This window comes from Corynebacterium sp. 045007, from assembly GCF_040743205.1.
Taxonomy (GTDB): domain Bacteria; phylum Actinomycetota; class Actinomycetes; order Mycobacteriales; family Mycobacteriaceae; genus Corynebacterium; species Corynebacterium jeikeium_D.
In genome coordinates this window covers 106,496-130,114 of record NZ_JBFLKW010000003.1, presented here as the reverse complement: position 1 = coordinate 130,114, position 23,619 = coordinate 106,496, and the positions used below count along the sequence as shown (strand labels likewise).

Here is a 23,619-nt window from a genome sequence, read left to right as displayed (position 1 = left end):
AACCATTATCAAGGGGGAGAAATGGACGAAATTCACGCGTGGGCTTACCTGAATCGTGTGGTAGAGGCGACGCATCCGCAGATTGTGCGGCTCGTGACGGAGTTTGGCCCGGTAGAGGTAGCAGAGAGGATCAAGGCTCGCGCCGGGCTGCCGGAAGGCCTGCTCAATACGACGCAGGCACGGGCCGACGTTGACCAGAGCGGCCACGATTTGGAGCTGGCGGCAGCGATGGGGTGGCGTCTTATTTATCCGGGGCACCCAGAGTGGCCGGGGGAGCTGCTGTCCTGCTTTACGACGCTCGAAGTCCGTGACCGCGCCGATGCACCACCACTTGCGCTGTGGGTGCGTGGCCGTGACTTGCGGGACGTGGTCAGTGAAGCGGTGGCGATTGTCGGAACGCGGATGGCCAGCAGCTACGGGACACAGGTGGCGGCCCAATTCGCGGGGCAGTTCGCGAATGCGGGGGTTAGTGTCATCAGTGGTGGTGCGTTGGGTATTGATGCCGCGGCGCATCGAGCTGCGCTCGACGCTGGCGGCACTACGGTTGTGGTCGGAGCCGGTGGTGTAGGGGTTGACTATCCGCGGGCGCATGCAGAGCTCTTCGACCGGATTGCAGAGCGGGGTGCGCTGATTACGGAGTATCCACCGGGGGTGCGACCAGCACGGCATCGGTTTTTGACTAGGAATCGGCTGGTAGCGGCTCTATCGCGAGCAACCACAATCGTCGAGGCGGGCTGGCGTTCAGGGGCGCGCAACACAGCGCACTGGGCAGTGAGGCTAAACAAGCCCTTGGGAGCAGTGCCGGGACCGGTGACGCTGCAAACTACCTCTGGTTGTCATGACCTAATCCGCAGTGGCGAGGCTGTCCTGGTGTGTAGTGCCGATAATGTGCGGTCGCTGTATCGGTCAGTTGGCACAGTGAATGAGGATGCTCAGCTTGAATTGTTGTGGGAAAAGTCGGCGGTGCAGAAGCTTTCTCGAAACGAGCTCGCTGTCTACGACTCTCTGAATTCTGCGGAGCCAACGCCGGTGGGAGAAGTCGCAGCGCAGGCGGGATTGGCCGTGGCGCTTACGACACATTTGTTGCTGGAGCTGCAGGGACAGGGGCTGACCAGTCGGGTGGAGGGTGGGTGGTTGCGCCAGGAACAGAAGCGTTAGTGAGGCGCTAATAAAGCCTTCTGCAGAGAATCTCGAAAAAATCTTGAATTAGGTATTGCAATTCTCTGTACGCTCAGTAATATAGGCAAGGCAAGCCTAAGTAACTGTTACGGAAACGGGCTTGTGACATGGGTGAGGCAATAGGGCAGTGGCTCTGGCGAAAGTCGGAGTCACTGCCTTTTTCCGCTGTCTGGTGAGGTCTCGCGGTGTGCGTCTACTAAGGTCAGAACCGTGAAGCGCGCAACCAATAACGACGACAGGACTGAGCCGGATCTCGGGTTATCCGCCAATATTGAGGCCGTGCTCATGGATTTTCTCGATGAGCTGACTTATTCCCGCAGACTCTCTGACGCAACCGTCCGTGCCTATCGAGCCGATCTCATCCCCCTCCTCGCCGGCCTGGACCACATCAGTGAACTCTCCACCCCTGTCATCCGTGCGCACCTCGGCGCGAAGCATGCGGAGGGTGCTGCGCGGTCATCGCTGGCTCGCTTAACGACGTCCATTCGCCAGTTCTGTAGTTGGCTCGTAGCTCGGCAAATTCTCGATGCTGATCCGTCGCTGCGGCTGTCAACGCCGAAGAAGCATCAGCATCTTCCGGAAGTGCTCTCGCCGGAGAGGGTCGAGGAGGCAATCGAGAAAGTCTCCGCCGAGGACAGCGCAGTAGCAGCTCGCGACTTGGCCATTGTGGAACTGTTGTATGCCACCGGGATGCGTGTAGAAGAGCTGTGCAAGGCCGATGTCTCTGATGTGGACTTTTCCCGCCATATCATCTCGGTAGTGGGTAAGGGGAACAAGCAGCGCATCGTGCCCTTCGGTGCACCAGCGGAGGCGGCACTCAAAGGCTGGCTCCAGGTGCGTGGAAGCTTTCATGCTTCCGCACAGGCCGAACATGCGCTTTTTCTCGGTGTGCGTGGAGGTAGATTGAATCCTCGTCAGGCGCGCCGAGTGATTCATAAATGGGCTGATGTTTCACCGCATTCGCTCCGGCACTCTGCGGCCACAGCCATGGTGGAAGGTGGCGCTGACTTGCGTGTGGTGCAGGAGATGCTCGGTCATTCGAGTCTGGCGACCACGCAGATTTATACCCACGTCTCAGCGGACCGTCTCCGTGAAGTACACAAGCGGGCACATCCGCGCGCTTAATCGCGCAGGGTTGTTTAATTGTTCAAGGGTTTGAGCACGATTGGCCTCCGCTGTATCAAATCAAGTGGATTGAGATAGTCCTTGCCGCGCAGTGCGCCCCAATGCAGGCCCGGTTCGGGATGTTTGGCGTTAACCACAAGATGGCCAATCACCTGGCCAGCGGCCACGTGGTCTCCCTTTTCTAACGCGGTATCTATGGGCTGATAGGTTGTGCGGATGCCATCGGCGTGCATGATTGACACGGAAGTCATTCCGGCGATCGAACCGGCGAAATGCACCACACCGGGAGCTGAGGCGCGGATTGGCTGGCCCGGGGAGGCGTTCAGGTCTACTCCGCGATGTCCAGGCTGCCAGCGTTTTTCCGGTGGGGCGTAGTCGCGTAGTATTTTGCCGTGCACAGGGAAGGTATGCGCAATGGCGGATATTGGCTCGCCGGTAGCTGCAGGTGGGCTTGGGGGTGTTGTTAGCGCGACAGCGAGCACGAATAGCGCTAATGTGCGCATTAGCGAGCGCCTGAAACTCTGCTTGGTTGTCATGCGCGATAGTGTGGCGGACGCTACACCCGTCGACAAGCGGCAGTGCATTGCAAGCGGTTCTAGCTGTGGATGACTTTTTGTCCTGTGGATAGCAGGGCGTGTCAGATATTGCGACCTGCGCGATGTATCAGATAAGATGACGCTCGCGGTGTCTGCCTTAATCGGGCGGTCATTAGCACAAAGACTACGCGCGCGACCCATTCCGGCTGGTTCACGGGTGCTCGGCAAGAATATCTGTCGGGTGTGAGGCAGCGGGGGAGCGCTAGGGCACAGGGAAAGCCTGTGCGTGAACTGTAACCACCTATATCGGATAAGAAAGGAAGGGAAGCAGCCGCAGCCCTAGTCAGGCTGGACGTGAGGATCTTCCCTGAATATGACATGGCTGTTGTATCCATGCGAGAACTGCTCGATGCAGGTGTCCACTTCGGTCACCAGACCCGTCGTTGGAACCCGAAGATGAAGCGTTTCATCTTCACCGAGCGCAATGGCATCTACATCATCGACCTGCAGCAGACCCTGACCTACATCGACGAGGCTTTCGAGTTCGTCAAGGAGACTGTCGCTCACGGTGGCAACATCCTGTTCGTCGGTACCAAGAAGCAGGCTCAGGAAGCCGTTCAGAACGAGGCAGAGCGCGTTGACATGCCATACGTCAACCACCGCTGGCTCGGCGGTATGCTGACCAACTTCGCCACCGTTTCCAAGCGCCTGGCTCGCCTGAAGGAGCTTCAGGCAATGGACGCTGCTGAGAACGGCTACGAGGGTCGCGGCAAGAAGGAAATCCTGATGCTGACCCGTGAGCGCACCAAGCTGGAGCGCACCCTGGGCGGCATTCGCGACATGTCCAAGGTTCCGTCCGCACTGTGGATTGTTGACACCAACAAGGAGCACATCGCTGTCGCCGAGGCTAAGAAGCTGGGCATTCCGGTTGTTGCCATCCTGGACACCAACTGCGACCCGGATGACGTTGACTTCCCGATCCCGGGCAACGACGACGCAATCCGCGCTGCTTCCGTGCTGACCCGCATCATCTCCACCGCTGTTGAAGAGGGCCGCAAGGCTCGCGCTGAGCGCGAGGCCAACGCTGCTCGCGAGGCAGCAGGCGACGCTCCGATCGAGTCCGCCGCTGAGAACACCGACCAGGCTGCAGAGATGGACGCCGAGGGCTCCACTGCAACTGAGACGGCATCCGCTGAGTAAAGCTGAACTTTCTAACCACCACAAGTTCTAACCACCACAAGGAGGAACGCCCAGCATGGCGAATTTCACTGCTGCTGACGTCAAGAAGCTCCGTGAGCTGACCGGCTCCGGCATGAAGGCTTGTAAGGACGCACTCGTCGAGACCGACGGCGATTTCGACAAGGCTGTCGAGATCCTGCGTATTAAGGGCGCAAAGGACGTCGGCAAGCGTGCAGAGCGCACCGCCGCCGAGGGCCTGATCGCTGTTTCTGGTAACACCATGGTCGAGGTCAACTCCGAGACCGACTTCGTTGCCAAGAACCAGGAGTTCATCGACTTCGCCAACAAGGTCGCCGACGCTGCCGCAGCAGTCAAGGCAAACTCCCCGGAAGAGCTCGCAGCAGCTGACCTCGACGGTCAGACCGCAGCTGACGCTACCCAGGAGCTCTCCGCAAAGATCGGTGAGAAGCTGGAGCTGCGTCGCGCCGCTACTCTCGAGGGCGACAACATCGCTGTCTACCTGCACCGCCGTGCAGCAGACCTGCCGGCAGCTGTCGGAGTTCTGGTTGCTTACACCGGTGAGGGCGAGGGTGCTGCAGAGACTGCTCACGCAGCAGCTATGCAGGTTGCCGCTCTGAAGGCTCAGTACCTGTCCCGCGAGGATGTCCCGGCCGACCGCGTCGAGGCAGAGCGCGCTGTCTACGAGAAGATCACCCGCGAAGAGGGCAAGCCGGAGCAGGCTATCGCCAAGATCGTCGAGGGTCGTCTGAACGGCTTCTACAAGGACGTTGTTCTGCTGGAGCAGCCGTCTGTCGCCGACAGCAAGAAGACCGTTAAGCAGCTCATGGAAGAGGCTGGCGTTACCCTGACCGGTTTCGTTCGCTTCGAGGTTGGCCAGCACTAATTCGCTGTAATTTGTGCATAAGCCTCTAGCTGTGAGCTAGTTTAAATGCCCCGCTCGGGAACCCGGGCGGGGTATTTTGCTGTCCTGTAGCCGATAATGCGGAGCGTCAAGTGTGCCTTGCTGTCGTGACCGGGTAGACTCGTCTGCGACTTTTTAAACGGTGTGAGAAAGGTGCATGGTCATGGCAGAATCTGTCGAGCGCAATGGCTTCAAACGTGTGATGCTCAAGCTCGGTGGTGAGATGTTCGGTGGCGGCAAGGTTGGCGTTGACCCGGACGTGGTGCAAAACGTTGCCCGACAGATTGCGGAAGTTTCCCGAAAGGGCGTCGAGGTCTGTGTCGTCATCGGCGGAGGTAACTTCTTCCGTGGCGCACAGCTTCAGCAGCGCGGCATGGACCGCGCACGCTCTGACTACATGGGCATGCTGGGCACGGTCATGAACTGCCTGGCTCTGCAGGACTTCCTCGAGCAGGAGGGCGTGGACTGCCGCGTTCAAACTGCAATCAACATGGCACAGGTCTCGGAGCCGTACCTGCCGTTGCGTGCTAAGCGCCACCTGGAGAAGGGCCGCGTGGTCATCTTTGGTGCAGGTATGGGGATGCCGTACTTCTCCACCGACACCACCGCCGCCCAGCGCGCCCTGGAGATCGGCTGCGAGGTGCTGCTGATGGCAAAGGCCGTTGACGGTGTCTACTCGGCCGACCCACGTGAGGTGCCGGACGCAGAGCTGTTCGATGACATCACCCACCGTGAGGTTCTGGAACGGGACCTGCGCGTTGCTGATGCCACCGCCTTCTCCCTGTGCATGGACAACAACATGCCGATTCTCGTGTTTAATCTGCTTACCGACGGAAACATTGCGCGCGCGGTAGCCGGTGAGCAAATCGGTACTCTCGTCCACAGCTGATAAATTTGTTCGTAATACGTTCTTTCCACAGAGCGCTCTAGAACTATCTAGAACCCGAGTAGAAACCCGAGGTTAAAAACACAATGATTGATGAAGTCCTGCTTGACTGTGAAGAAAAGTACGGTAGCTCCGTAGAGCACTGCCGCGAGGAGCTGACGCACATTCGCACTGGTCGTGCGAACCCGGCGATGTTCAATGGCGTTATTGCGGAGTACTACGGTGTTCCGACTCCGATTACCCAGATGGCTACCATTTCGGTTCCGGAGCCGCGCATGCTGCTGATTAAGCCGTATGAGCTGAGCGTTATGGGCGACATCGAGAACGCGATTCGCAACTCCGACCTGGGCGTGAACCCGACTAATGATGGCCAGGTTCTGCGCGTAACTATCCCGCAGCTGACCGAGGAGCGCCGTCGTGAGATGGTCAAGGTCGCACGTTCGAAGGGTGAAGACGCCAAGATTGCGATTCGCAATGTCCGTCGTAAGGGCATGGAAACTCTGAAGAAGATTCAGAAGGACGGCGACGCTGGCGAGGACGAGGTGCAGGCAGGCGAAAAGGAGCTGGACCAGGTCACCAAGAACTACGTCGAGCAGGTGGACTCCTTGGTTGAGCGCAAGGAAGCGGAACTGATGGAGGTTTAGGCCTTCATATTCAACCGGGAGAGGGGATTTGAGGCGCCAATGCCAACGTCGAAGCCAGCGTCCAATAAGGAACGGGTTCTAGACGAGCTACGGCTTATTAAGCCGCGTAACTCGGCAGGTCGGAACCTGCCGGTTGCAATTACGGTGGGCGTAGCACTTGGTGCAGTCGTCATCATCGGCTTGCTGCTGGGGGCGCTCGCCTGGACCGTTCTGGTCGCCGCGGCGGTTGGCCTTGCAACCTGGGAGGTCTGCGAGCGGCTCCGCGAGTCCGATTGGCAGGTCCCTCGCCCGGTTCTGATTCTCGGCGGACAGCTGATGGTGTGGCTGTCCGCCTACTGGGGGATTGACGGTCTGGTCATGGGCCTGACTGTGACCCTGATGCTTTTACTAGTCATCCGTCTGTTTTTGCACGGGATGGCTGAAGCACCACGGAACTGGCTGCGGGATGTCGCAGTTGGAGTTTTCGTGGTGATGTGGATTCCGTTCTTTGCGGCGCTAGCTGTGCAGCTGGTGCACATGGACAATCCCTGGGGAGTCGACCCCCGTCTGGTCATTGTGACCTTCATGATCGGGGTAATTTCCAATGACGTCGGAGGCTATGCCGCCGGTGTCATGTTCGGAAAGCATCCGATGGCCCCGAAGGTAAGCCCTAAAAAATCCTGGGAAGGGTTCGGCGGCTCTCTCGTACTCGCCACTATTACTGGAGCGCTCTGTGCAATCTTTATGTTGCACGCGCCGTGGTGGCAGGGCATCGTGCTGGGCATTGCCTTGGTTATCTCCGCCACGCTTGGTGACCTGATGGAGTCCCAGTTCAAACGCGATCTGGGGATTAAGGATATGTCCTCGATATTGCCGGGCCACGGCGGTCTGATGGACCGCCTGGATGGCATGCTGCCATCAGCCGCGATGACGTGGCTGATATTGCAGCTTTTCAGCCTGGTTTAATTTGGCTGGTTCAGTCGGGCTTTAGTTGTCGCCCTTACGAATCTGGCGGCGCAGATCAAACATTCGCCAGCCACCGATTAGCGCAGTGATGAGGGCGCCGAGGATAGCAGCGAACAGCATTCCGACACCGACCGGGAAGTTCCAGGCCCAGCCGAACAGGTTTAGTGTGGTCTCCTGCTGATTCTGCAGAATGAATACAAGCAATACGATCAGCAAAACTGCACTGATGACCAGGCCAACCCACATCGAGCCCGCGGTAGTCTTTTTCACCTTGCGCCGGCCAGGAGCGGGCGCTGGCTCCGGTGTGGAGTCCTTCTCTGCGGGCGCGTCAACGACTGGCTCTGGAAGGTTGTCCTGCTCTGGTGCAGGAGCCACGGAATCATTTGGAGAGTACGACGGAGTATCGTCGAAAAGCGGACTGTCGTTATTCGGCTGATTAGCGTTAGTCATACCTATCATTCAACACGTTTTGGCAGGTATGTACCACTTGTAAAGGTCCACTTAGTTGCGGCTGCCTAGTCGCTCATTAGGCCAAAACCGTCATTACATGCGAAAATGGGTGCCATCATGGCATCTTCACTTCCAATCGTTCTTAAAGCTCCACGTCGCGGCATGCCCGCGACCCATTTTGCGGACCTCGATGTTGAGGAACGGAAGGCTGCGGTCAAGGAACTGGGCCTGCCGGCCTTCCGCGCCGATCAGATTGCCCGGCACTATTACGGTCGGCTTGAGGCTGACCCTATGACGATGACTGATCTGCCGGAAGCAGACCGTCAAAAGGTCAAAGACAGTCTCTTCCCACCTCTGTTGACCCCCGTGCGGCACATCACCTGTGACGACGGCGAAACGCGTAAGACTCTGTGGCGTGCAGGTGACGGTACGCTGCTGGAATCCGTGCTGATGAAGTACCCGGGGCGTGCGACCCTCTGTATTTCCTCGCAGGCGGGCTGCGGTATGGCATGCCCATTCTGTGCGACGGGTCAAGGCGGTCTGCAGCGTAATCTCTCCACCGCGGAGATTGTCGACCAGGTTCGTGAGGCCGCTGCCACGATGGCAGCTGAGGGCGGTCGTCTGACTAACATCGTATTCATGGGCATGGGTGAGCCGCTCGCGAACTACAATCGCGTTCTCGCCGCCGTCCATCGCATCACGCGGCCTTCGCCGGAGGGATTCGGCATCTCGATGCGCAATGTCACCGTCTCTACGGTCGGTTTCGCGCCGAACATCCGACGGCTTGCCGACGAGGACCTGTCAGTCACCCTCGCGGTGTCTCTGCACACTCCAGATGACGAGCTTCGCGACGAGCTGGTACCAATCAACAATCGCTTTACAGTGGCCGAGGTACTTGATGCAGCTCGCTACTACGCAGACAAGACAGGCCGTCGCGTATCTATTGAGTACGCTTTGATTCGCGATATTAACGACCAGGATTGGCGTGCAGACCTGTTGGGTAAGAAGCTCCATAATGCTCTGGGCTCACGTGTCCACGTCAACCTCATTCCGCTCAACCCAACTCCGGGTTCGAAGTGGGATGCCTCTCCGAAGAAGCAGCAGGAGGAGTTCGTCCGCCGCGTACAGGCGCAGGGGGTACCGTGCACGGTCCGCGATACCCGTGGCAACGAGATTGCGGCAGCGTGTGGTCAGCTGGCGGCCGAAGAGGTTTAGCCGACAAATAGCAAAAAATCCGCACCGAATTCGGTGCGGATCTTTTTGTGCGCTGTAGCGCTATAGAGCTGTTGCTATAGAGCTGTTAGGCCAGACTTTCAGCAAAAGTGGCTAACTCTACTGGTTCTGGCCTTCCGGCAGACGGTTCCAGGAGCGCAGCTGAGAGTCGGTCAGGTTAGCGTAGACGCCAGTGCCGTTAACCTGGTCGCGTGCCCACTCCGGCTCAATGTGGCCTTCCGGCTTGTTGTGACCGGTAACGGTGCGGACCTGAGAACCCTGCGGGGCGAACAACTGCAGCAGCAGGCCAATAGCGATCAGGGCGGCGATGACGACCAGCCACCAGTTCTCGACGTTGCCCTTGTGGTTACCAATGGTCATGCCCAGCAGGAAGATCACGGAAATCCAGCCGGCCTTCTGCATAGCGCTCTTGCTAATGCCGTGCCAGCCCCACTTCGCCGACGGCTCGTCGAGGGTGCTGACGCCGCGGTAAATCTCTTCCTTTGGCTCGTGGTTGCTCACTTGAAAGTCCTCCTGTAAACACTTTCGGCGAATTGCACTCTATATGCACTTCAGTCTATCTGCGATTTTGCTGAAAGCGACTGAGCGCATTTTCAGACAATCTTGAGTATCGGGTGTAAGGATACCTTAGAACTTGCTGAAATTGGGACTCAGCCCGGCCGGAAACTGTTCGCCGGTGTGCTCGTTTGCCCAAAGTGGGGGTAGGGTGAGCACTCGTGACATTTCTTCTTGGAGTTTTACTCTTCGCAATCGGCATCGCGGTGACAATCGCTCTTCACGAATGGGGCCATCTCACCGCAGCTCGCCTGTGTGGAATGCGAGTGCGTCGATACTTCATTGGCTTCGGCCCAACGCTGTTTTCCTTCAAGCGGCATCACGCTGCGGCAGGTGGGCATGACACCGAGTATGGAGTAAAGGCAATTCCCTTTGGCGGATTCTGCGACATCGCAGGCATGACCGCAATGGATCCAATCGATCCTGCCGAAGAGCCCTACGCCATGTACAAGAAGCCGTGGTGGCAGCGCATTATCGTGATGCTCGGTGGGGTGGCAATGAACCTCATCGTTGGATTCATCATTCTTTACTTCATTGCCGTGACGTGGGGTTTGCCCAACATGGGTAAGGAAATGGCGCCACGCATTCAGGCGGTGCAGTGCGTCTCGCCGGCACAGCGTGCCGACGGCACGCTGGAGCCCTGCACTGGTTCCGGTCCTGCAGAGCGCGCAGGGCTACGTGCCGGAGATGTGATTGAGAAGATCAATGGCACCAAGATCACGTCCTACCCCGAGGCTGTGTCTCTCATCGGTAGCTCTGCAGGTGGCGACATCAAAATGACCATCGACCGCAATGGCAGCACCCAGACGGTCACGGTCACCCCGGAAGTCGTCAAGCGCAAGACTAACGACGGGCAGGACATCGACCAGCCAGCAATTGGTATCGCCTTCCAGCGACCAGAGACCATCCTTCACGAGTACAACGCAGTGACTGCCATCGGCGGTGCGGCCAGCTTCACAGGCAGCCTTTTCGGGGCGGTTTGGAACGGGCTGCTCTCCATCCCGGAGAAGGTTCCCGGCGTGGTCGCCTCTATCTTTGGTGCTCAGCGTGACCCGGCCAGCCCAATGAGTGTGGTCGGCGCGTCGCGTGCCGGTGGTGAATTGGTGGAGATGAACCAGTGGCCTTCATTCTTCCTGTTGCTGGCCAACCTCAATTATTTCCTGGCCGTGTTCAACCTCGTGCCGTTGCCGCCACTCGACGGTGGCCACATCGCCGTGGTTATTTATGAGCGCATCCGCGACCTGATTCGCAAGGCGTTCGGTAAGCCTGCGCTTGGGCCTGCCGATTACACCAAACTCATGCCAATTACTATGGCCTTTACCGCAGTCTTGCTGGTCTTCGGCGTTCTGGTTATGGCTGCTGACGTGGTCAATCCAATTGTACTGAACCGCTGATAGCAGGTTGCGGCGCGCCAGCGTCGTCGTAAAGCAAAGCGGTGCTAACGTCAGCCCACATGGAACAAACTTCGCGCCGCAAGCCCCTGCTTCGCAGTATCTCGGCTGTGGCAATCACGGGTCTGGTGTTGTCATCCGCCGCGTGTACGCCGCGGCCTGACACCGGGCGCGAGGTGCTTGAGGAATTCCTGGGGGCGCTGGCGGGAGGGGATGTCGCTAAGGCGGCGGCGCTGACCGATCATCCGGATTCCGCTGAAGGAGATTTGAAAGCGGCCACCGACGGCCTCCAGCCGGAGGGGCTTGAGTATGAAATTGCGGGTATCGATTCCAGTTCGAATCAGTCCTCTGCCGAAGTTGCCATGAATTGGCAGTTACCGCACCAGCGACGCTGGGGATATGACACGACTTTTACGCTGACTAAGACTGAGGCTGGGCAACGGGATTGGGCGTTGCGCTGGTCGCCAGCATCCCTGCATCCACAGCTGGGGCGTAATCAGCACCCAGAATTGCGCACTATCGCAGCTCCACGTCCGTCCGTGGTTGGTTCGGACGGTGCGGCCTTGCTTGAGCCGGGGACTGTGCACCGGGTAATTCTCAATCGTGATGGGGCGGAGAATGTGCAGTCGTCGATTAATCGGGCGGCGACGGTCATCAATAATGAAATGCCGGAAGATGGTCCGAAGCTTGACGCGCGCGCTATAGGGGAGCAGGCAGCTGGTGGGAAGGGTAACTTTTCACTGATTGTGCTGCCGGCATCCACGCCGCAGCGAGTCAAGGATGAGCTCGCGGACATTGACGGAATTTCTGTTAACGATGAAGCAGCGATGGTGCGACCCGACCCGGGGTTTGCGCCTGATTTGATGAGCCGTGTGGAAAGGCTAGTGGACACTGGTGACCACGGTGCCGATGGCTGGAATATCGTGGCGGCCAACGAGGGCGGAGCAGTCGTCGGCACGCTCTATGAGGTGTCTCCGGATGTAGCCCCGGCGGTGCAGGCATCGATTAGTAAAAAGGTGCAGGACGCAGCGCAGAAGGCAGTCGATACGCGGCAAGATGCGAAGGCAATGCTGGTGGCTGTGCAGCCGTCTACGGGCAAGATTCTGGCGGTAGCCCAGACGGCGGAAGCAGACAAGGACGGCGACCTTGCGCTGATGGGACAGTTCCCGCCGGGATCGACGTACAAGATTGTCACTGCTGCTGCAGGTGTGCAGCACGAGGGGCTAAATGCGGGATCGACTGTGCCGTGCCCAGGTTCGATGGAGATCGGGCCGCGAATTGTTACCAACTACAACGGAAGTGGCGTCGGGGATACCTCGCTGAGCGATGCGTTCGCGCGGTCTTGCAACACCACGTTCGGCAACATCTCTCACAAATTGGAACCAGGGCAGTTCAAGGAGGAGTCCAAGAACTTCGGCATCGGCATCAACTATCACATCGCGGGCCTCGACACTATTACCGGCAGCGTTTCTGACGGCAGTGATGAAGTCGAGCGTATCGATGCGGGCTATGGACAGGGCAATGACTTGGCCAGCCCGTTTGGCATGGCACTGGTTTCCGCGACGGTGGCGGCCGGGCGCACTCCGACGCCGTCACTCGTGCCAAGCGCGGGAACGTGGCAGTCGCAGACATCGAAGCCACTTCCACCTGAGGTTTTGAATGAGATTCGCTCACTCATGCGGGCGGTGGTGACCTCCGGTACCGGTTCGGCCATTGCCGGACGCGGTGAGGTCTACGCCAAGACCGGTGAGGCCGAGTATGGAGGCGGCTCGCACGCTTGGTTCACTGGCTATCGAGATGACTTGGCCTTCGCCACGCTCATCGTCGGTGGTGGTGGATCCGAACATGCGGTGGCGATTACCGATGCCTTCTTCGCCAATATGGATGAAGGTTCAGGAGACGAGGGCTAGAGCATTTCTGGCTTCGAAACCGGCACAGGCCGAAAGGCTAATCCGGGGGTAGGGGTAGAGTATGTTCCATGACTCAGCGTTCTCCACTTACTCAGCAAAAGTCCACGCCAATTCGCACTGTTCCGGCACATATTGAACGGCCGGAGTACGCCTGGAAGGACGAGGTTCAGGAAGGCGTCGGCGAGCCGCTGGTACAGACTCCGGAAGATATTGAAAATATGCGAGAGGTCTCTCGCATTGCTGCCAACGCGTTGGTGGAGGCCGGCAAGGCCGTAACTCCGGGCGTGACCACGGATGAGATTGACCGGGTGGTGCACGAGTACCTGTTGGATCACGACACCTACCCGTCCACGCTGGGGTACCGCGGTTTCGAGAAGTCGTGCTGTGTGTCTCTCAATGAGATTGTCTGCCACGGTATTCCGGACACTCAGGTTATTGAAGACGGCGATATCGTCAATGTCGACGTCACCGGATACAAGAACGGCGTCCACGGTGACACCAACGCGACTTTCCTCGCGGGCAATGTCTCGGAGGAGCACCTCCAGCTAGTGGAGCGCACTTACAACGCCACCATGCGCGGCATTAAGGTCATCAAGCCGGGCCGTGAGATTAATGTCATCGGCCGCGTAATCGAGTCTTACGCTAAGCGTTTTGGATACAACACCGTTCGGGACTTCACCGGTCACGGTGTCGGTACCACGTTCCACAATGGTTTAATCGTTCTCCACTACGATGAGCCGAGCCAGGACACCATTTTCGAGCCGGGCATGACCTTGACTGTTGAGCCGATGATTAACCTTGGTGAGCTGCCGTACCACATCTGGGATAATGGCTGGACTGTGCAGAATGATGACTTCAAGTTCACCGCCCAGTTCGAGCACACGGTGCTGGTGACCTCCGACGGCTATGAAATCCTCACTCTGCCGGATGAGCAGAACGTGCCAGGTCAGTTCCAAACTGGTTGGAAGCCCGAGGCCTAACCCGTGCAGGCCCCTGCAGCTCTGATTGCCGGCTGCACCTCAGATGCCGGTAAGTCGGTTCTGGTCGCCGGCATGTGTCGGCTGCTCGCGCGCCGCGGCGTGAAGGTCGCACCCTTCAAAGCACAGAACATGTCCAACAACTGCGCTGTCACGCTTGACGGCGGCGAGATTGGGCGCGCGCAGGCTCTGCAGGCGCTCGCCTGTGGGCTGGAGCCGGATGTCTCCTTTAACCCGGTGCTTCTCAAGCCGGGCTCGGACCACACTAGTCAGGTGGTGGTGAAGGGCAAAGCCGATGGGCATGTGAGCGCTCTGACGTACCGGTCGCGTCGAAAAGCGTTGCGCGGGGTAGTCGCGGAGACATTGGAAGAGCTGCGGGGGCAGTTCGATGTCGTCTTGTGCGAAGGCGCTGGTAGTCCTGCCGAGGTCAATCTGCGAGAGTCAGACATCGCCAACATGGGCTTGGCAGAGCTCGCTGATTTGCCGGTTGTGGTCGCCGGCGACATCGACCGCGGTGGGGTGCTTGCACATTTCGTCGGCACGCATGCAATTTTGAGCCGCGAAGACCGCGCGCGGATTACCGGTTTTATCGTCAACAAGTTCCGGGGCGATGTTTCGCTGTTGACACCGGGATTGGACGTGGTGCGCGAGCACACCGGCGTGCCCGTACTCGGCGTGGTGCCTTTTATTCCGGGGCTGTGGATCGATGCGGAGGATTCGCTCGGCACAGTCGCTGGTGCGTCGGTAGGGCCGGCGAACGCACCGCTGGGTACGGAAACGTTGTCCGTGGCCGCCATTCGCCTGCCGCGCGTGTCCAACGCCACCGATATCGAGGCGCTTGCCTGTGAACCAGGGGTACACGTGCAGTGGACGGTCGATCCGTCGGTCGTTGCTCGCGCCGACCTGGTCGTGTTGCCCGGGACGAAGTCGACGGTCGCCGATCTCAAGTGGTTGCGCGAGCGTGGGCTTGACGACGTACTGGAGAACCGAGCCGCCCGAGGGCTGCCGCTGATTGGCATCTGCGGTGGGTTCCAAATGCTCTGCACCACCATCACTGACTCGGTGGAGTCGGTAGCCGGGACAGTGAACGGGCTTGGCGTGTTCGATACCGACATTGAATTCGCGGGGACGAAGACGCTGGTGAGCCACCCGGATGGCTCTTACGAAGTCCACAATGGACAGGTTGTGCGAAGCAGCGAGGCGCCTTTTATCACTGAGCCTGAAGAAGGGGCGCGGCGTGGCATGGTGATGGGCACGCACCGCCACGGCTACCTGGAAAATGATCAGGCGCGCCGTGAGTTGCTGATGGAAGTTGCAGTTGCCGTCGGTCGGGACGGCTTTGAAGTCAGTCCTAATACTTCGTTTGCCGGAGAACGGCTGCTGCAGGTCGACCTGTTGGCCAATGCAGTCGAGAAGTACCTGGCTGGGCCCGCATTGGCCCAGGCCACAGGTATTGAACAGCTGGGCTAGTTATCGAACTCCAGGCCCAGGATTGCGTTTTCAATCAGCTCTGGCAGTGCTGGGTGGATCCAGTGCTGGCCCTTGACAACTTCGCGCACATCCATTTCGAAGCTCATCATCTGGATGCACTGCTGCACTAGGGTGGCAGCCTGCTCGCCGATGAAATGCGCACCCAGCAGGCGGCCGGTGGAGCGGTCCGCAATCAGTTTAGCGAAGCCGTCGCGATCCTCCAGCGCCCAGCCGTAGGCGACATCGCCGTAGTTCTGTACCTTCACGGTAATCTCCGTGCCATTTTCCGCAGCCCAGGCGCGAGCTTCATCCTCGGTCATACCGACCTGACCAATCTGCGGATGTGAGAAGACTGCCGACGGAATGTAGCGGTGGTCAAATTCGCGCAGGTCCGACGGGTTCAGCACGTTGTGGAAGACAACCTTGGCCTCATGGTTGGCAATATGCTTCAGCTGGTACGGGCTAGAGACATCGCCCAGCGCCCACACACCTTCGGCAGAGGTGCGGCCGTTCTGGTCAACCTTGATGCGACCATCGTCGTGCATCTCCACACCACCGGCTGCAAGGTCCATACGGTCACCGTTGGGAATGCGTCCGGTTGCCACGAGCAGGGCATCGGCTGCGATCTCCGTGCCGTCGTCAAGCGTGGCCGTGACGATCTCGCCCTCCTGGGAGAGTTCAGTGATGGAGGTGTTCATGCGGATGTCAATGTCGCGGGCGGCAACCTCGTGGAAGCGCTCGGAGATAGCGGCGTCTGAGCCACGCAGCATGACATCGGAGCGCACCAGCATGTGCACCTTCGTACCGAAGGAGGCGAAGACGTGCGCGAACTCGCTAGCGATGTAGCCGCCGCCGACGACGATCATTTCGCGCGGGAGCTTGTCGACGCGCATGATGTTCTCGTTGGTGTAGTAATCGACCCCGGAGTCTGCGATGAGGCCCGGAACGTGAGGGCGGGAGCCTGCAGCGATGATGATGTTGTCGGCTGTGATGTCGACGGTTTCCTCGCCGATGCCAGTGCGAATAGTGCGGCGGCCGACGAACGTTGCGTGCCGGTCGTAGACATCGATATTGGGAGTCTCGTCCCCGCGGCGGTATGCCTCGCCGCCGTCGGCAATCTGGTCGACGCGCTGGGCAAAAACGCGATCCTGGATTTGCTTGAGATCAACGGAGTCGAAGGTGCCGTGCACACCCAGGCGGCTGGCCTCGCGGATGTTGCGGGCGGCATCAGCGGCCAGAACGAACATCTTGGTGGGAATACACCCAACGTTGAGGCAAGTACCGCCGAAACGTCCTTCCTCCACCAGAGCGATACGGACATTGTCGTAGGCTGGGGCTGGAATGGAATTGCCGGACCCGGTTCCGATAATGATGACGTCGTAGTGGCGTGGGGTAGTCTCAGGCGAATTCTCAGTGGTCACAAGCACTCCTAGCATTCTGGTCAAACTAGTTTGGTTCAACCGTACTGAATGCTGATTTATTCCGAGTTCCTATTCTGTGCTCCTATTTTGAGCTGTCTCCTGGATTGACTGTGGCAAGGAACTGAAAGGTCTCATTAAAAGCGCGGTCAAGTGCTTCGGGTGCGGAAAGGTAGACGTCATGGAGAGCACCCGGAATCGCGACGTTGCGAGCCTGCGGTCCCAAGTGGGCAGTGGCATCGGCAATTTGCTCAGTGTTGAGGACAGAGTCAACGCGGCTGAGCTCCGGTGTGTAGTCGGAGCCGAGAAGGTAGTTGTCCGAGTGGAGGACGAGCGTCGGCACGCCGGTATCGATACCGCGGCTGACACGTTGCTGGCCGACGATGATGGCATTGAGCCAACGCCAGTTCTTGTCATGGCCAGCCAGCGGCTTGAAAGTGCGGTTGTACTCCCAACGCCCCTGGTGGTCGGCGCTAATGGATTTTCCATAGCCGCCCGCAGACTGCACTGGAATAAGACTGTTGGGGCGAATCCGCGACATAACACGAGTCACCAGCGAGTACACGGGAGCCTTTGCCCGGGAAACGTGCAGAGCCAGCCACGGTGAGTTCAAGACGGCAGCCGTGACGGAAATATTGGGTGCTTGCGGGCAATGGCCGCCTGTGCTTCGTAACCAATCGAGCCAGAGCACGGCAATGAGACCACCAGTGGAGTGCGCATTAACAGTGACAGTTGTATGACCGGCGTGGTCTAACACTGCGAGTGCCCTGTTGAGATCCTCGAAGTAATTCGTCAGATCGCTGCAGCCATGCCAAGTCTGCCCAGGTTGGTGCGCGCGCCCGCACTTACGCAGGTCAATAGCGTAAAAGGCGTAGCCTTCGGCGTGGTACCGTTCCGCTACGTGCTTCTGGAAGAAATAGTCCGACATCCCGTGAATCCATAGAACCGCCGGACGTTTTTGGAAGTCGCTTGCCGACGAGTCGGGGCAGTAGCGGACCAATACCGCGTGTACGGATCCCTCACCGTCGGGGTCCTGGCCGAGTTCGATGACATGTTGGCTGTAGTCTTCGCCTAGGTTATCGGGGTTAAAGGTGGGGGTAACGAAATCGGGAATATCGGTAGTCACAGGGTCAAGCCTAGCGCCGATTACCGGGGGTAGTGGGAATGTGTGCCACAATAGATTATGGACTGAGACGGTAGCTCTCTTTTTGCGTCTTTAGTTGTGTGCGCGCATGTGAGCGAGCGCTAGTTTGAATCACTAATCAAGTTAGTAAGGATGTTGACAGCAAAATGGCTGATAACAAGCTTCCTGCTTCCAGTGGCGACGAGGTAGACGTCGTCCTCATTGGTGCAGGTGTAATGAGTGCGACGCTGGGTGTGCTGCTCAAGGAGCTCGAGCCATCCTGGTCACAGGTTCTGTTCGAGCGTCTCGATCAGCCCGCCAAGGAGTCTTCCTCCCCGTGGAACAACGCTGGCACCGGCCACTCTGCTCTGTGTGAGCTGAACTACACGCCGGAGAAGAACGGCAAGGTCGATGTCACCAAGGCTAAGCTCATTAATGAGCAGTTCCAGGTTTCCCGCCAGCTGTGGACCTCGCTGATTGAAAACGGCACCCTGACTGACCCGAAGGAATTCATCAACCCAGTTGATCACACCACCTTCGCTCAGGGTCCGGAGCAGATGGCGTTCATGCGTCGTCGCTATGAGGCACTTGAGAAGGAGCCACTGTTCCACGGTCAGGAGCTCATTGAGGATCCGGACCGTTTCGCTGAGTACCTTCCGCTGATGTCCGAGGGTCGTGACTTCTCCAAGCCGGTCTCCGCTATTCGTAACCCGAATGGTACGGACGTTAACTTCGGTGCACTGACCAAGCAGTACCTGGCCGCACTGTCCGATATGGGTACTGAGATTCGCTACGGACACGAGGTCACCGGTCTGAAGCGCGACGGTTCCAAGTGGATCGTCACCGTGAAGAACCTGCACACCAAGGACGTTCGCACCCTGGTTGCCAACTTCGTATTCGTCGGTGCCGGCGGTGACGCACTGCCGCTGCTGCAGAAGGCTCGTATTAACGAGATTCGCGGTTTCGGTGGCTTCCCGGTCTCCGGTCAGTGGCTGCGCTGCACCAACGAGGAAGTCATTGCTAAGCATGACGCCAAGGTCTACGGTAAGGCTTCCGTCGGCACGCCGCCGATGTCCGTTCCGCACCTGGACACCCGTGTTATCGACGGCAAGCGCGGCCTGCTCTTTGGCCCGTACGCCGGTTGGAACATGAAGTTCCTCAAGAACGGTAACAACCTGGACCTGATTAAGTCCCTGCGTCCGGCCAACCTGCCGTCCATGATGGGTGTTGGTGTCCAGGAGATGGGGCTGACCAAGTACCTGATTACTGAGGTTCTGAAGGACTTCGACGCACGTATTGAGTCCCTGCGTGAGTACGTCCCGAACGCTCGCCCAGAGGACTGGGAGCTGATCGTCGCTGGTCAGCGCGTCCAGGTCATTAAGCCGATGAAGGCTCCGGTCTTCGGTACCCTCGAGTTCGGTACCGCGGTCATCAACTCGTGGGACGGCACCATTGCCGGCCTGATGGGTGCATCCCCGGGCGCTTCCATCGCTCCGGCCGTGATGATCAGCCTGATTGAGCGCTGCTTCGGTCGCCACATGGGCAAGTGGGCTCCGAAGCTGAAGGAGCTCGTCCCGTCCTACGGTACGCACCTGGCTGATGACCCGGCTCTGTTCAAGGAGGTCTGGGAGGCTTCCCAGAAGGCCCTGAAGCTGGAGCGCTAGTAACTCGCTGAAGAGCTTCAAAGAGTTCAATTAAGCCAACATTGTTCTACCCCGCTGTGAGCCATCCGTTCGCAGTGGGGTAGAACTGTGCTTATGGAAAAAATCACGTCAGCGACCACTGCACAAACAGAGCCCACTTTTCCTTTTACTGCGATCGTCGGGCAGCAGCGACTACAGCTTGCGTTGATTCTGACCGCGCTATCCCCGGAGATTGGTGGTGTCGTCATCCGCGGTGAGAAGGGCACAGCGAAGACCACTACGGTCCGCGCGTTGGCGCCATTTCTCAGCGGATCGTTGGTAAACCTGCCACTCGGCGCTACGGAAGATCGAGTCGTAGGCTCCATCGATGTGGAGACCGTCCTGACTACCGGACACGCACAGTTCAACCCGGGACTACTCAGCGCGGCTGACGGTGGCATTCTCTATGTCGACGAGATCAACCTGCTGCCGGATCATCTCGTTGACTCCGTTCTCGATGCCGCAGCCACCGGTCGCGTGGTTGTTGAACGCGATGGCATCTCGCACTCCGCAACCTCCAGGTTCGTGTTGGTCGGCACGATGAACCCGGAAGAGGGCGAATTGCGTCCCCAGCTTCTCGACCGCTTTGGTCTCGCCATCGACGTCACCGCATCCAAGGATCCGGCTGTCCGCGCGGAAATCGTCGCCCGCCGCCTCGACTTTGACGCCGACCCGGAGAGCTTTGTCACGCGGTTCGCCGCCGACGACGAGGCACTGCACGCCCGCATCGATCGCGCGCGCGCACTGCTTGACGACGTCGAATTGACCCCCAACATTCTTGGTCAAATTGCCACAGTGTGCGCTGCTTTTGATGTGGACGGGATGCGTGCCGACATCGTCATTGCACGTACCGCCCGCGCTCACGCTGCCTGGCGAGTAGCCGGGGACGAGTCGGCGCAGCCGGCACCCGGCAATCCAATTGAGATCACTGCTGAAGACATTAAGGTAGCTGCGGAAATGGCACTGCCGCACCGTCGTCGCCGTGACCCCTTTGATGAACCAGGACTGGACCAGGAACAGCTCGACGATGCTCTGCAGGATGCAGAGGAGCAGTTCCGAGATGACCAGAATCAGCCAGAGTCGGATTCGGAGACCTCAGACCAGCCCGAAGTCAAACCTGAGAAGCCCTCCCAGTTCGACTCCAACTCCGAGCCTCAGGAGCCGCAACAGTCGAATTCCGCGGGATCGAAGGGAGGTCGCGCCGCTGAAGGCGCCCCCTTTCGCCGTTCGTAAAATCAGCGTTGACGGTGTCGGCCAAGGGGATTCCGGCCGGCGTTCCAAGGCCATTGGCCCGCGGGGCAGCACCATTGGTGCCGAGCGGGGAGGCCATGGTCTCCACGTGCCGGCGACAGTGTTGGCGGCGGCCAATCGTGGCGCCCGGATGGGCGACTCGATGATCCCTCTGGAACCGGAGGACGTTCACGGCGCTATTCGACAGGGAACTGAGTCCAATCTGGTCGTCTTTGTCGTGGACACCTCGGGTTCCATGGCAGCACGCGACCGTCTGGCAGCCGTCACCGGCGCGGTCACATCGCTGCTGCGTGATGCCTACCAAAGCCGCGATAAAGTCGCTGTCGTTACTTTCCGCGGAAATAACGCCGAATTAGTTTTACCGCCGACGAAGTCTATCGACACCGCAGTACGTCGCCTCGCAGATGTCCGCACTGGTGGCCGAACTCCATTGGCCGAAGGATTGCTGAAGGCACACGAAGTGGTAGTTCGGGAAGCCCATAGGGAGCCCACACGGCGCGCAATCATGGTCTTGCTCTCCGACGGCCGAGCAACGGGTAAAAATGGCCTGCAGCAGGCGAGGGCTGTGGCCGCAAAGATCCGTCGTCAAGCGTTGGCGGCGACGGTGGTTATCGACTGTGAGCGCTCTCGCGTGCGGCTGGGGCTGGCACAGGAACTCAGCGTGGAATTGGGTGCGACCTGCATAAATCTCTCCGAACTCAATGCCGAAGCCGTGGCGGGCGTGGTCCATGCCTATCATCGAGACCATGGCACAAGGAAAGCTTGACCCCAAATCAATTCCCAACGATGGACTGACCACCAGGCAGCGTCGCATGATTCCGATTACTGCGGTGCATACGGGCCCAGGTAAGGGCAAGTCCACCGCGGCATTCGGTATGGCGATGCGCGCGTGGAATCAGGGGATGAATATCGGTGTCTTCCAGTTTGTAAAGTCGGCAAAGTGGAAGGTTGGCGAGGAAGCTGTCATGCGCCGGTTGGGCGGGCTTCACGACGACACGGGGGAAGGCGGCCCGGTCGAATGGCACAAGATGGGCGAAGGTTGGTCTTGGTCGCGTAAGCAGGGCACTGAGGAGGACCATGCGGCAGCTGCTGCCGAGGGATGGCAGGAGATTAAACGGCGCCTGGAAAATGAGGTGCACGACTTCTACGTCCTCGACGAGTTCACCTACCCAATCAAGTGGGGTTGGATTGATGTCGACGATGTGGTGGAGACATTGAGGAACCGTCCCGGCCGCCAGCATGTGGTGATGACTGGCCGCGATGCGGATCCGAAGCTCGTGGAGGTCGCGGATCTGGTGACGGAGATGACCAAGATTAAGCACCCGATGGATGTCGGACGTAAGGGACAAAAGGGCATCGAGTGGTAGCGCCTGGAATTGTCATCGCGGCGACAGCTTCAGGCACGGGAAAGACGACAATCTCCACGGGGCTGATGCGTGCACTGTCGCGTCGTCACGCGGTGGCACCTTTCAAAGTCGGACCCGATTATATTGATCCTGGCTATCACGGGGTAGCCGCTGGTCGTCCCGGGCGCAATCTGGATTCCTTTATGTGCGCGCCTGAGATGATTGGGCCGCTCTACGCACATGGAGCTGCCGACAGCGATATTGCGGTGGTCGAAGGGGTTATGGGGCTTTTCGACGGCCGCATTGGTGACGACCCGCTATCGGTGGAGGGCTCGACGGCTGAGATTGCCTCACTGTTGGGCCTTCCGGTGGTGTTGGTGATTGATGCCCGGCATATGTCGCAGTCGGCGGCGGCTGTTGTCCACGGTTTCTCCACGCTTCGCACTGACGTCCGTGTCAGTGGCGTGATTATTAATCAGGTGGGCAGCCCGCGGCATGCGGACATCATTACCCGTTCTGTGGAGGCCATGGGGGTCGAGGTGCTCGGCGCTATTCCGCGAGTGACTGATATTGAGGTGCCCAGCAGGCATTTGGGGCTGGTCACTGCAGTCGAGCAGGGTGAGCAGCTAGAAGCGGTCATTGAATCGATGGCCAACTTGGTGGAGACCTACATCGACATAGACCGGATTATCCAGCTTGCCCGGCAGCCCTATCCAGCTGAGCCATGGAACCCCGCACAGTTCGTTGTACCGCTGGCTCTTAATCGCCACGTGCGCGTGGCGGTCGCGGCGGGTCCTGCGTTCTCGTTTACCTATGCAGAGCACCGTGAGCTATTGCAGGCCGCTGGAGCCGAGGTCGTGGATTTCGACCCATTGGTTGACGAACTGCCGGAAGCCGAAGGCTACATCGTGCCCGGTGGATTCCCGGAAGAGCATGCCGACGCGCTATCTATTCGTGATGACATTCGCCGCGATCTACGTCAGGCTGCCGACGATGGTGCGCTGATTCACGGCGAATGCGCGGGGCTGCTCTGGCTGCTTGAAGATCTCGGTGGGCGCCGTATGTGTGGCATCATCCCGGGGCGAGCGCACATGGCACGGTTGAAGCTGGGGTACCGGGAGGCTGTGGCGCTGACTGATTCTGTGGTGTGCCCGGTAGGAACGCGCGTGCGCGGTCACGAGTTCCACAAGACAGCCCTCACCGATGACACCGCAAGTGTCGCTGCTGCGGCCGGGTGGCAACCAGCCTGGGGTTGGCGTGGATATCAAGGCGAAACAGTTCGCGACGGCTTCGTTTCCGAGTCTGGGCGGATTCATGCCGGTTACCTGCATGTTCATCCGGCGGGTGCGCCGGGGAACGTCAGTCGCTTTGTCGCTTCGTGCGCCGGGTAAAGTGTT

22 protein-coding genes are annotated in these 23,619 nt (G+C 59.1%); 17 read left to right on the top strand and 5 right to left on the bottom strand.

Annotated elements, in window-relative coordinates; all coding sequences use genetic code 11:
- Positions 1-21: 21 nt before the first annotated feature.
- Entirely contained in the window at positions 22-1,158 is a 1,137-nt protein-coding gene (gene dprA / locus AB1Z34_RS02910; protein WP_070546677.1) for a DNA-processing protein DprA, read from the top strand.
- Positions 1,159-1,464: 306 nt separating this feature from the next.
- Positions 1,465-2,304, top strand: a complete 840-nt coding sequence (locus AB1Z34_RS02905) for a tyrosine recombinase XerC (protein WP_367157880.1) — start codon at positions 1,465-1,467, stop codon at positions 2,302-2,304.
- Positions 2,305-2,318: 14 nt separating this feature from the next.
- On the opposite strand, the gene AB1Z34_RS02900 is transcribed toward AB1Z34_RS02905, so the two are convergent.
- Positions 2,319-2,840, bottom strand: coding sequence for a murein hydrolase activator EnvC (locus AB1Z34_RS02900; protein ID WP_367157860.1), 522 nt, complete (start codon positions 2,838-2,840; stop codon positions 2,319-2,321).
- Between the two features lie 378 nt (positions 2,841-3,218).
- Here AB1Z34_RS02900 and rpsB point away from each other — a divergent pair, with 378 nt between their 5' ends.
- The 5 genes from rpsB (at position 3,219) to AB1Z34_RS02875 (ending at position 7,416) form a co-directional block, all read left to right on the top strand.
- The gene (gene rpsB, locus AB1Z34_RS02895; RefSeq protein ID WP_040360682.1) at positions 3,219-4,040 is read left to right on the top strand and encodes a 30S ribosomal protein S2; all 822 of its coding nucleotides are present in this window, start codon (positions 3,219-3,221) and stop codon (positions 4,038-4,040) included.
- Positions 4,041-4,095: 55 nt separating this feature from the next.
- Complete coding sequence (tsf, locus tag AB1Z34_RS02890) at positions 4,096-4,923, top strand: translation elongation factor Ts (RefSeq protein WP_049170780.1); 828 nt, start codon at positions 4,096-4,098, stop codon at positions 4,921-4,923.
- A 181-nt stretch (positions 4,924-5,104) separates the two neighbouring features.
- Positions 5,105-5,830 carry a UMP kinase gene (gene pyrH / locus AB1Z34_RS02885; RefSeq protein ID WP_005509726.1) on the top strand — a complete coding sequence of 242 codons (726 nt, stop codon included), beginning with the start codon at positions 5,105-5,107 and terminating at the stop codon, positions 5,828-5,830.
- An 83-nt stretch (positions 5,831-5,913) separates the two neighbouring features.
- Positions 5,914-6,471: a ribosome recycling factor gene (gene frr / locus AB1Z34_RS02880; RefSeq protein WP_038628675.1), complete on the top strand. Its 558-nt coding sequence runs from the start codon at positions 5,914-5,916 to the stop codon at positions 6,469-6,471.
- A 39-nt stretch (positions 6,472-6,510) separates the two neighbouring features.
- The gene (locus tag AB1Z34_RS02875; protein ID WP_049189670.1) at positions 6,511-7,416 is read left to right on the top strand and encodes a phosphatidate cytidylyltransferase; all 906 of its coding nucleotides are present in this window, start codon (positions 6,511-6,513) and stop codon (positions 7,414-7,416) included.
- 21 nt (positions 7,417-7,437) lie between these two features.
- Here the strand turns inward: AB1Z34_RS02875 and AB1Z34_RS02870 are convergent, their stop codons facing one another.
- On the bottom strand, positions 7,438-7,866 hold the full coding sequence (locus AB1Z34_RS02870) for a lipopolysaccharide assembly protein LapA domain-containing protein (RefSeq protein WP_065421645.1): 429 nt from the start codon (positions 7,864-7,866) through the stop codon (positions 7,438-7,440).
- A 117-nt stretch (positions 7,867-7,983) separates the two neighbouring features.
- On the opposite strand from AB1Z34_RS02870, the gene rlmN reads away from it, so the two are divergent.
- Positions 7,984-9,081: a 23S rRNA (adenine(2503)-C(2))-methyltransferase RlmN gene (gene rlmN / locus AB1Z34_RS02865; RefSeq protein WP_049189669.1), complete on the top strand. Its 1,098-nt coding sequence runs from the start codon at positions 7,984-7,986 to the stop codon at positions 9,079-9,081.
- 117 nt (positions 9,082-9,198) lie between these two features.
- On the opposite strand, the gene AB1Z34_RS02860 is transcribed toward rlmN, so the two are convergent.
- A complete protein-coding gene (locus AB1Z34_RS02860) occupies positions 9,199-9,600 on the bottom strand; it encodes a DUF2631 domain-containing protein (protein ID WP_016422566.1) in 402 nt (133 codons plus the stop codon).
- Positions 9,601-9,815: 215 nt separating this feature from the next.
- Here AB1Z34_RS02860 and AB1Z34_RS02855 point away from each other — a divergent pair, with 215 nt between their 5' ends.
- The 4 genes from AB1Z34_RS02855 (at position 9,816) to AB1Z34_RS02840 (ending at position 15,402) form a co-directional block, all read left to right on the top strand.
- Positions 9,816-11,048 (top strand): RIP metalloprotease, encoded by a 1,233-nt coding sequence (locus tag AB1Z34_RS02855; protein ID WP_049189668.1) that lies wholly within the window; start codon positions 9,816-9,818, stop codon positions 11,046-11,048.
- 59 nt (positions 11,049-11,107) lie between these two features.
- Positions 11,108-12,955 carry a penicillin-binding transpeptidase domain-containing protein gene (locus AB1Z34_RS02850; RefSeq protein WP_367157858.1) on the top strand — a complete coding sequence of 616 codons (1,848 nt, stop codon included), beginning with the start codon at positions 11,108-11,110 and terminating at the stop codon, positions 12,953-12,955.
- A gap of 68 nt (positions 12,956-13,023) precedes the next feature.
- Positions 13,024-13,935: a type I methionyl aminopeptidase gene (gene map / locus AB1Z34_RS02845; RefSeq protein ID WP_049189666.1), complete on the top strand. Its 912-nt coding sequence runs from the start codon at positions 13,024-13,026 to the stop codon at positions 13,933-13,935.
- 3 nt (positions 13,936-13,938) lie between these two features.
- Positions 13,939-15,402: a cobyric acid synthase gene (locus AB1Z34_RS02840; protein WP_367157857.1), complete on the top strand. Its 1,464-nt coding sequence runs from the start codon at positions 13,939-13,941 to the stop codon at positions 15,400-15,402.
- On the opposite strand, the gene mtr is transcribed toward AB1Z34_RS02840, so the two are convergent.
- Both mtr and AB1Z34_RS02830 read right to left on the bottom strand, forming a co-directional pair.
- On the bottom strand, positions 15,399-16,838 hold the full coding sequence (mtr, locus tag AB1Z34_RS02835; RefSeq protein ID WP_070429299.1) for a mycothione reductase: 1,440 nt from the start codon (positions 16,836-16,838) through the stop codon (positions 15,399-15,401). The two genes, AB1Z34_RS02840 and mtr, sit on opposite strands and share 4 nt — an antisense overlap.
- Before the next feature lie 67 nt (positions 16,839-16,905).
- The gene (locus AB1Z34_RS02830) at positions 16,906-17,946 is read right to left on the bottom strand and encodes an alpha/beta hydrolase (protein WP_367157856.1); all 1,041 of its coding nucleotides are present in this window, start codon (positions 17,944-17,946) and stop codon (positions 16,906-16,908) included.
- Between the two features lie 164 nt (positions 17,947-18,110).
- Here AB1Z34_RS02830 and mqo point away from each other — a divergent pair, with 164 nt between their 5' ends.
- From mqo to AB1Z34_RS02805, 5 genes are all read left to right on the top strand, one after another.
- Positions 18,111-19,607, top strand: a complete 1,497-nt coding sequence (gene mqo / locus AB1Z34_RS02825) for a malate dehydrogenase (quinone) (RefSeq protein WP_016422573.1) — start codon at positions 18,111-18,113, stop codon at positions 19,605-19,607.
- A gap of 93 nt (positions 19,608-19,700) precedes the next feature.
- The gene (locus AB1Z34_RS02820; RefSeq protein ID WP_016422574.1) at positions 19,701-20,858 is read left to right on the top strand and encodes an AAA family ATPase; all 1,158 of its coding nucleotides are present in this window, start codon (positions 19,701-19,703) and stop codon (positions 20,856-20,858) included.
- Between the two features lie 106 nt (positions 20,859-20,964).
- Positions 20,965-21,642: a VWA domain-containing protein gene (locus AB1Z34_RS02815; RefSeq protein WP_224784241.1), complete on the top strand. Its 678-nt coding sequence runs from the start codon at positions 20,965-20,967 to the stop codon at positions 21,640-21,642.
- Positions 21,623-22,243, top strand: coding sequence for a cob(I)yrinic acid a,c-diamide adenosyltransferase (gene cobO / locus AB1Z34_RS02810; protein WP_070603859.1), 621 nt, complete (start codon positions 21,623-21,625; stop codon positions 22,241-22,243). The genes AB1Z34_RS02815 and cobO overlap by 20 nt, the downstream gene beginning before the upstream one ends.
- Complete coding sequence (locus AB1Z34_RS02805; RefSeq protein ID WP_367157855.1) at positions 22,237-23,613, top strand: cobyrinate a,c-diamide synthase; 1,377 nt, start codon at positions 22,237-22,239, stop codon at positions 23,611-23,613. Before cobO ends, AB1Z34_RS02805 begins: the two co-directional genes overlap by 7 nt.
- The last annotated feature ends 6 nt before the right edge of the window (positions 23,614-23,619 follow it).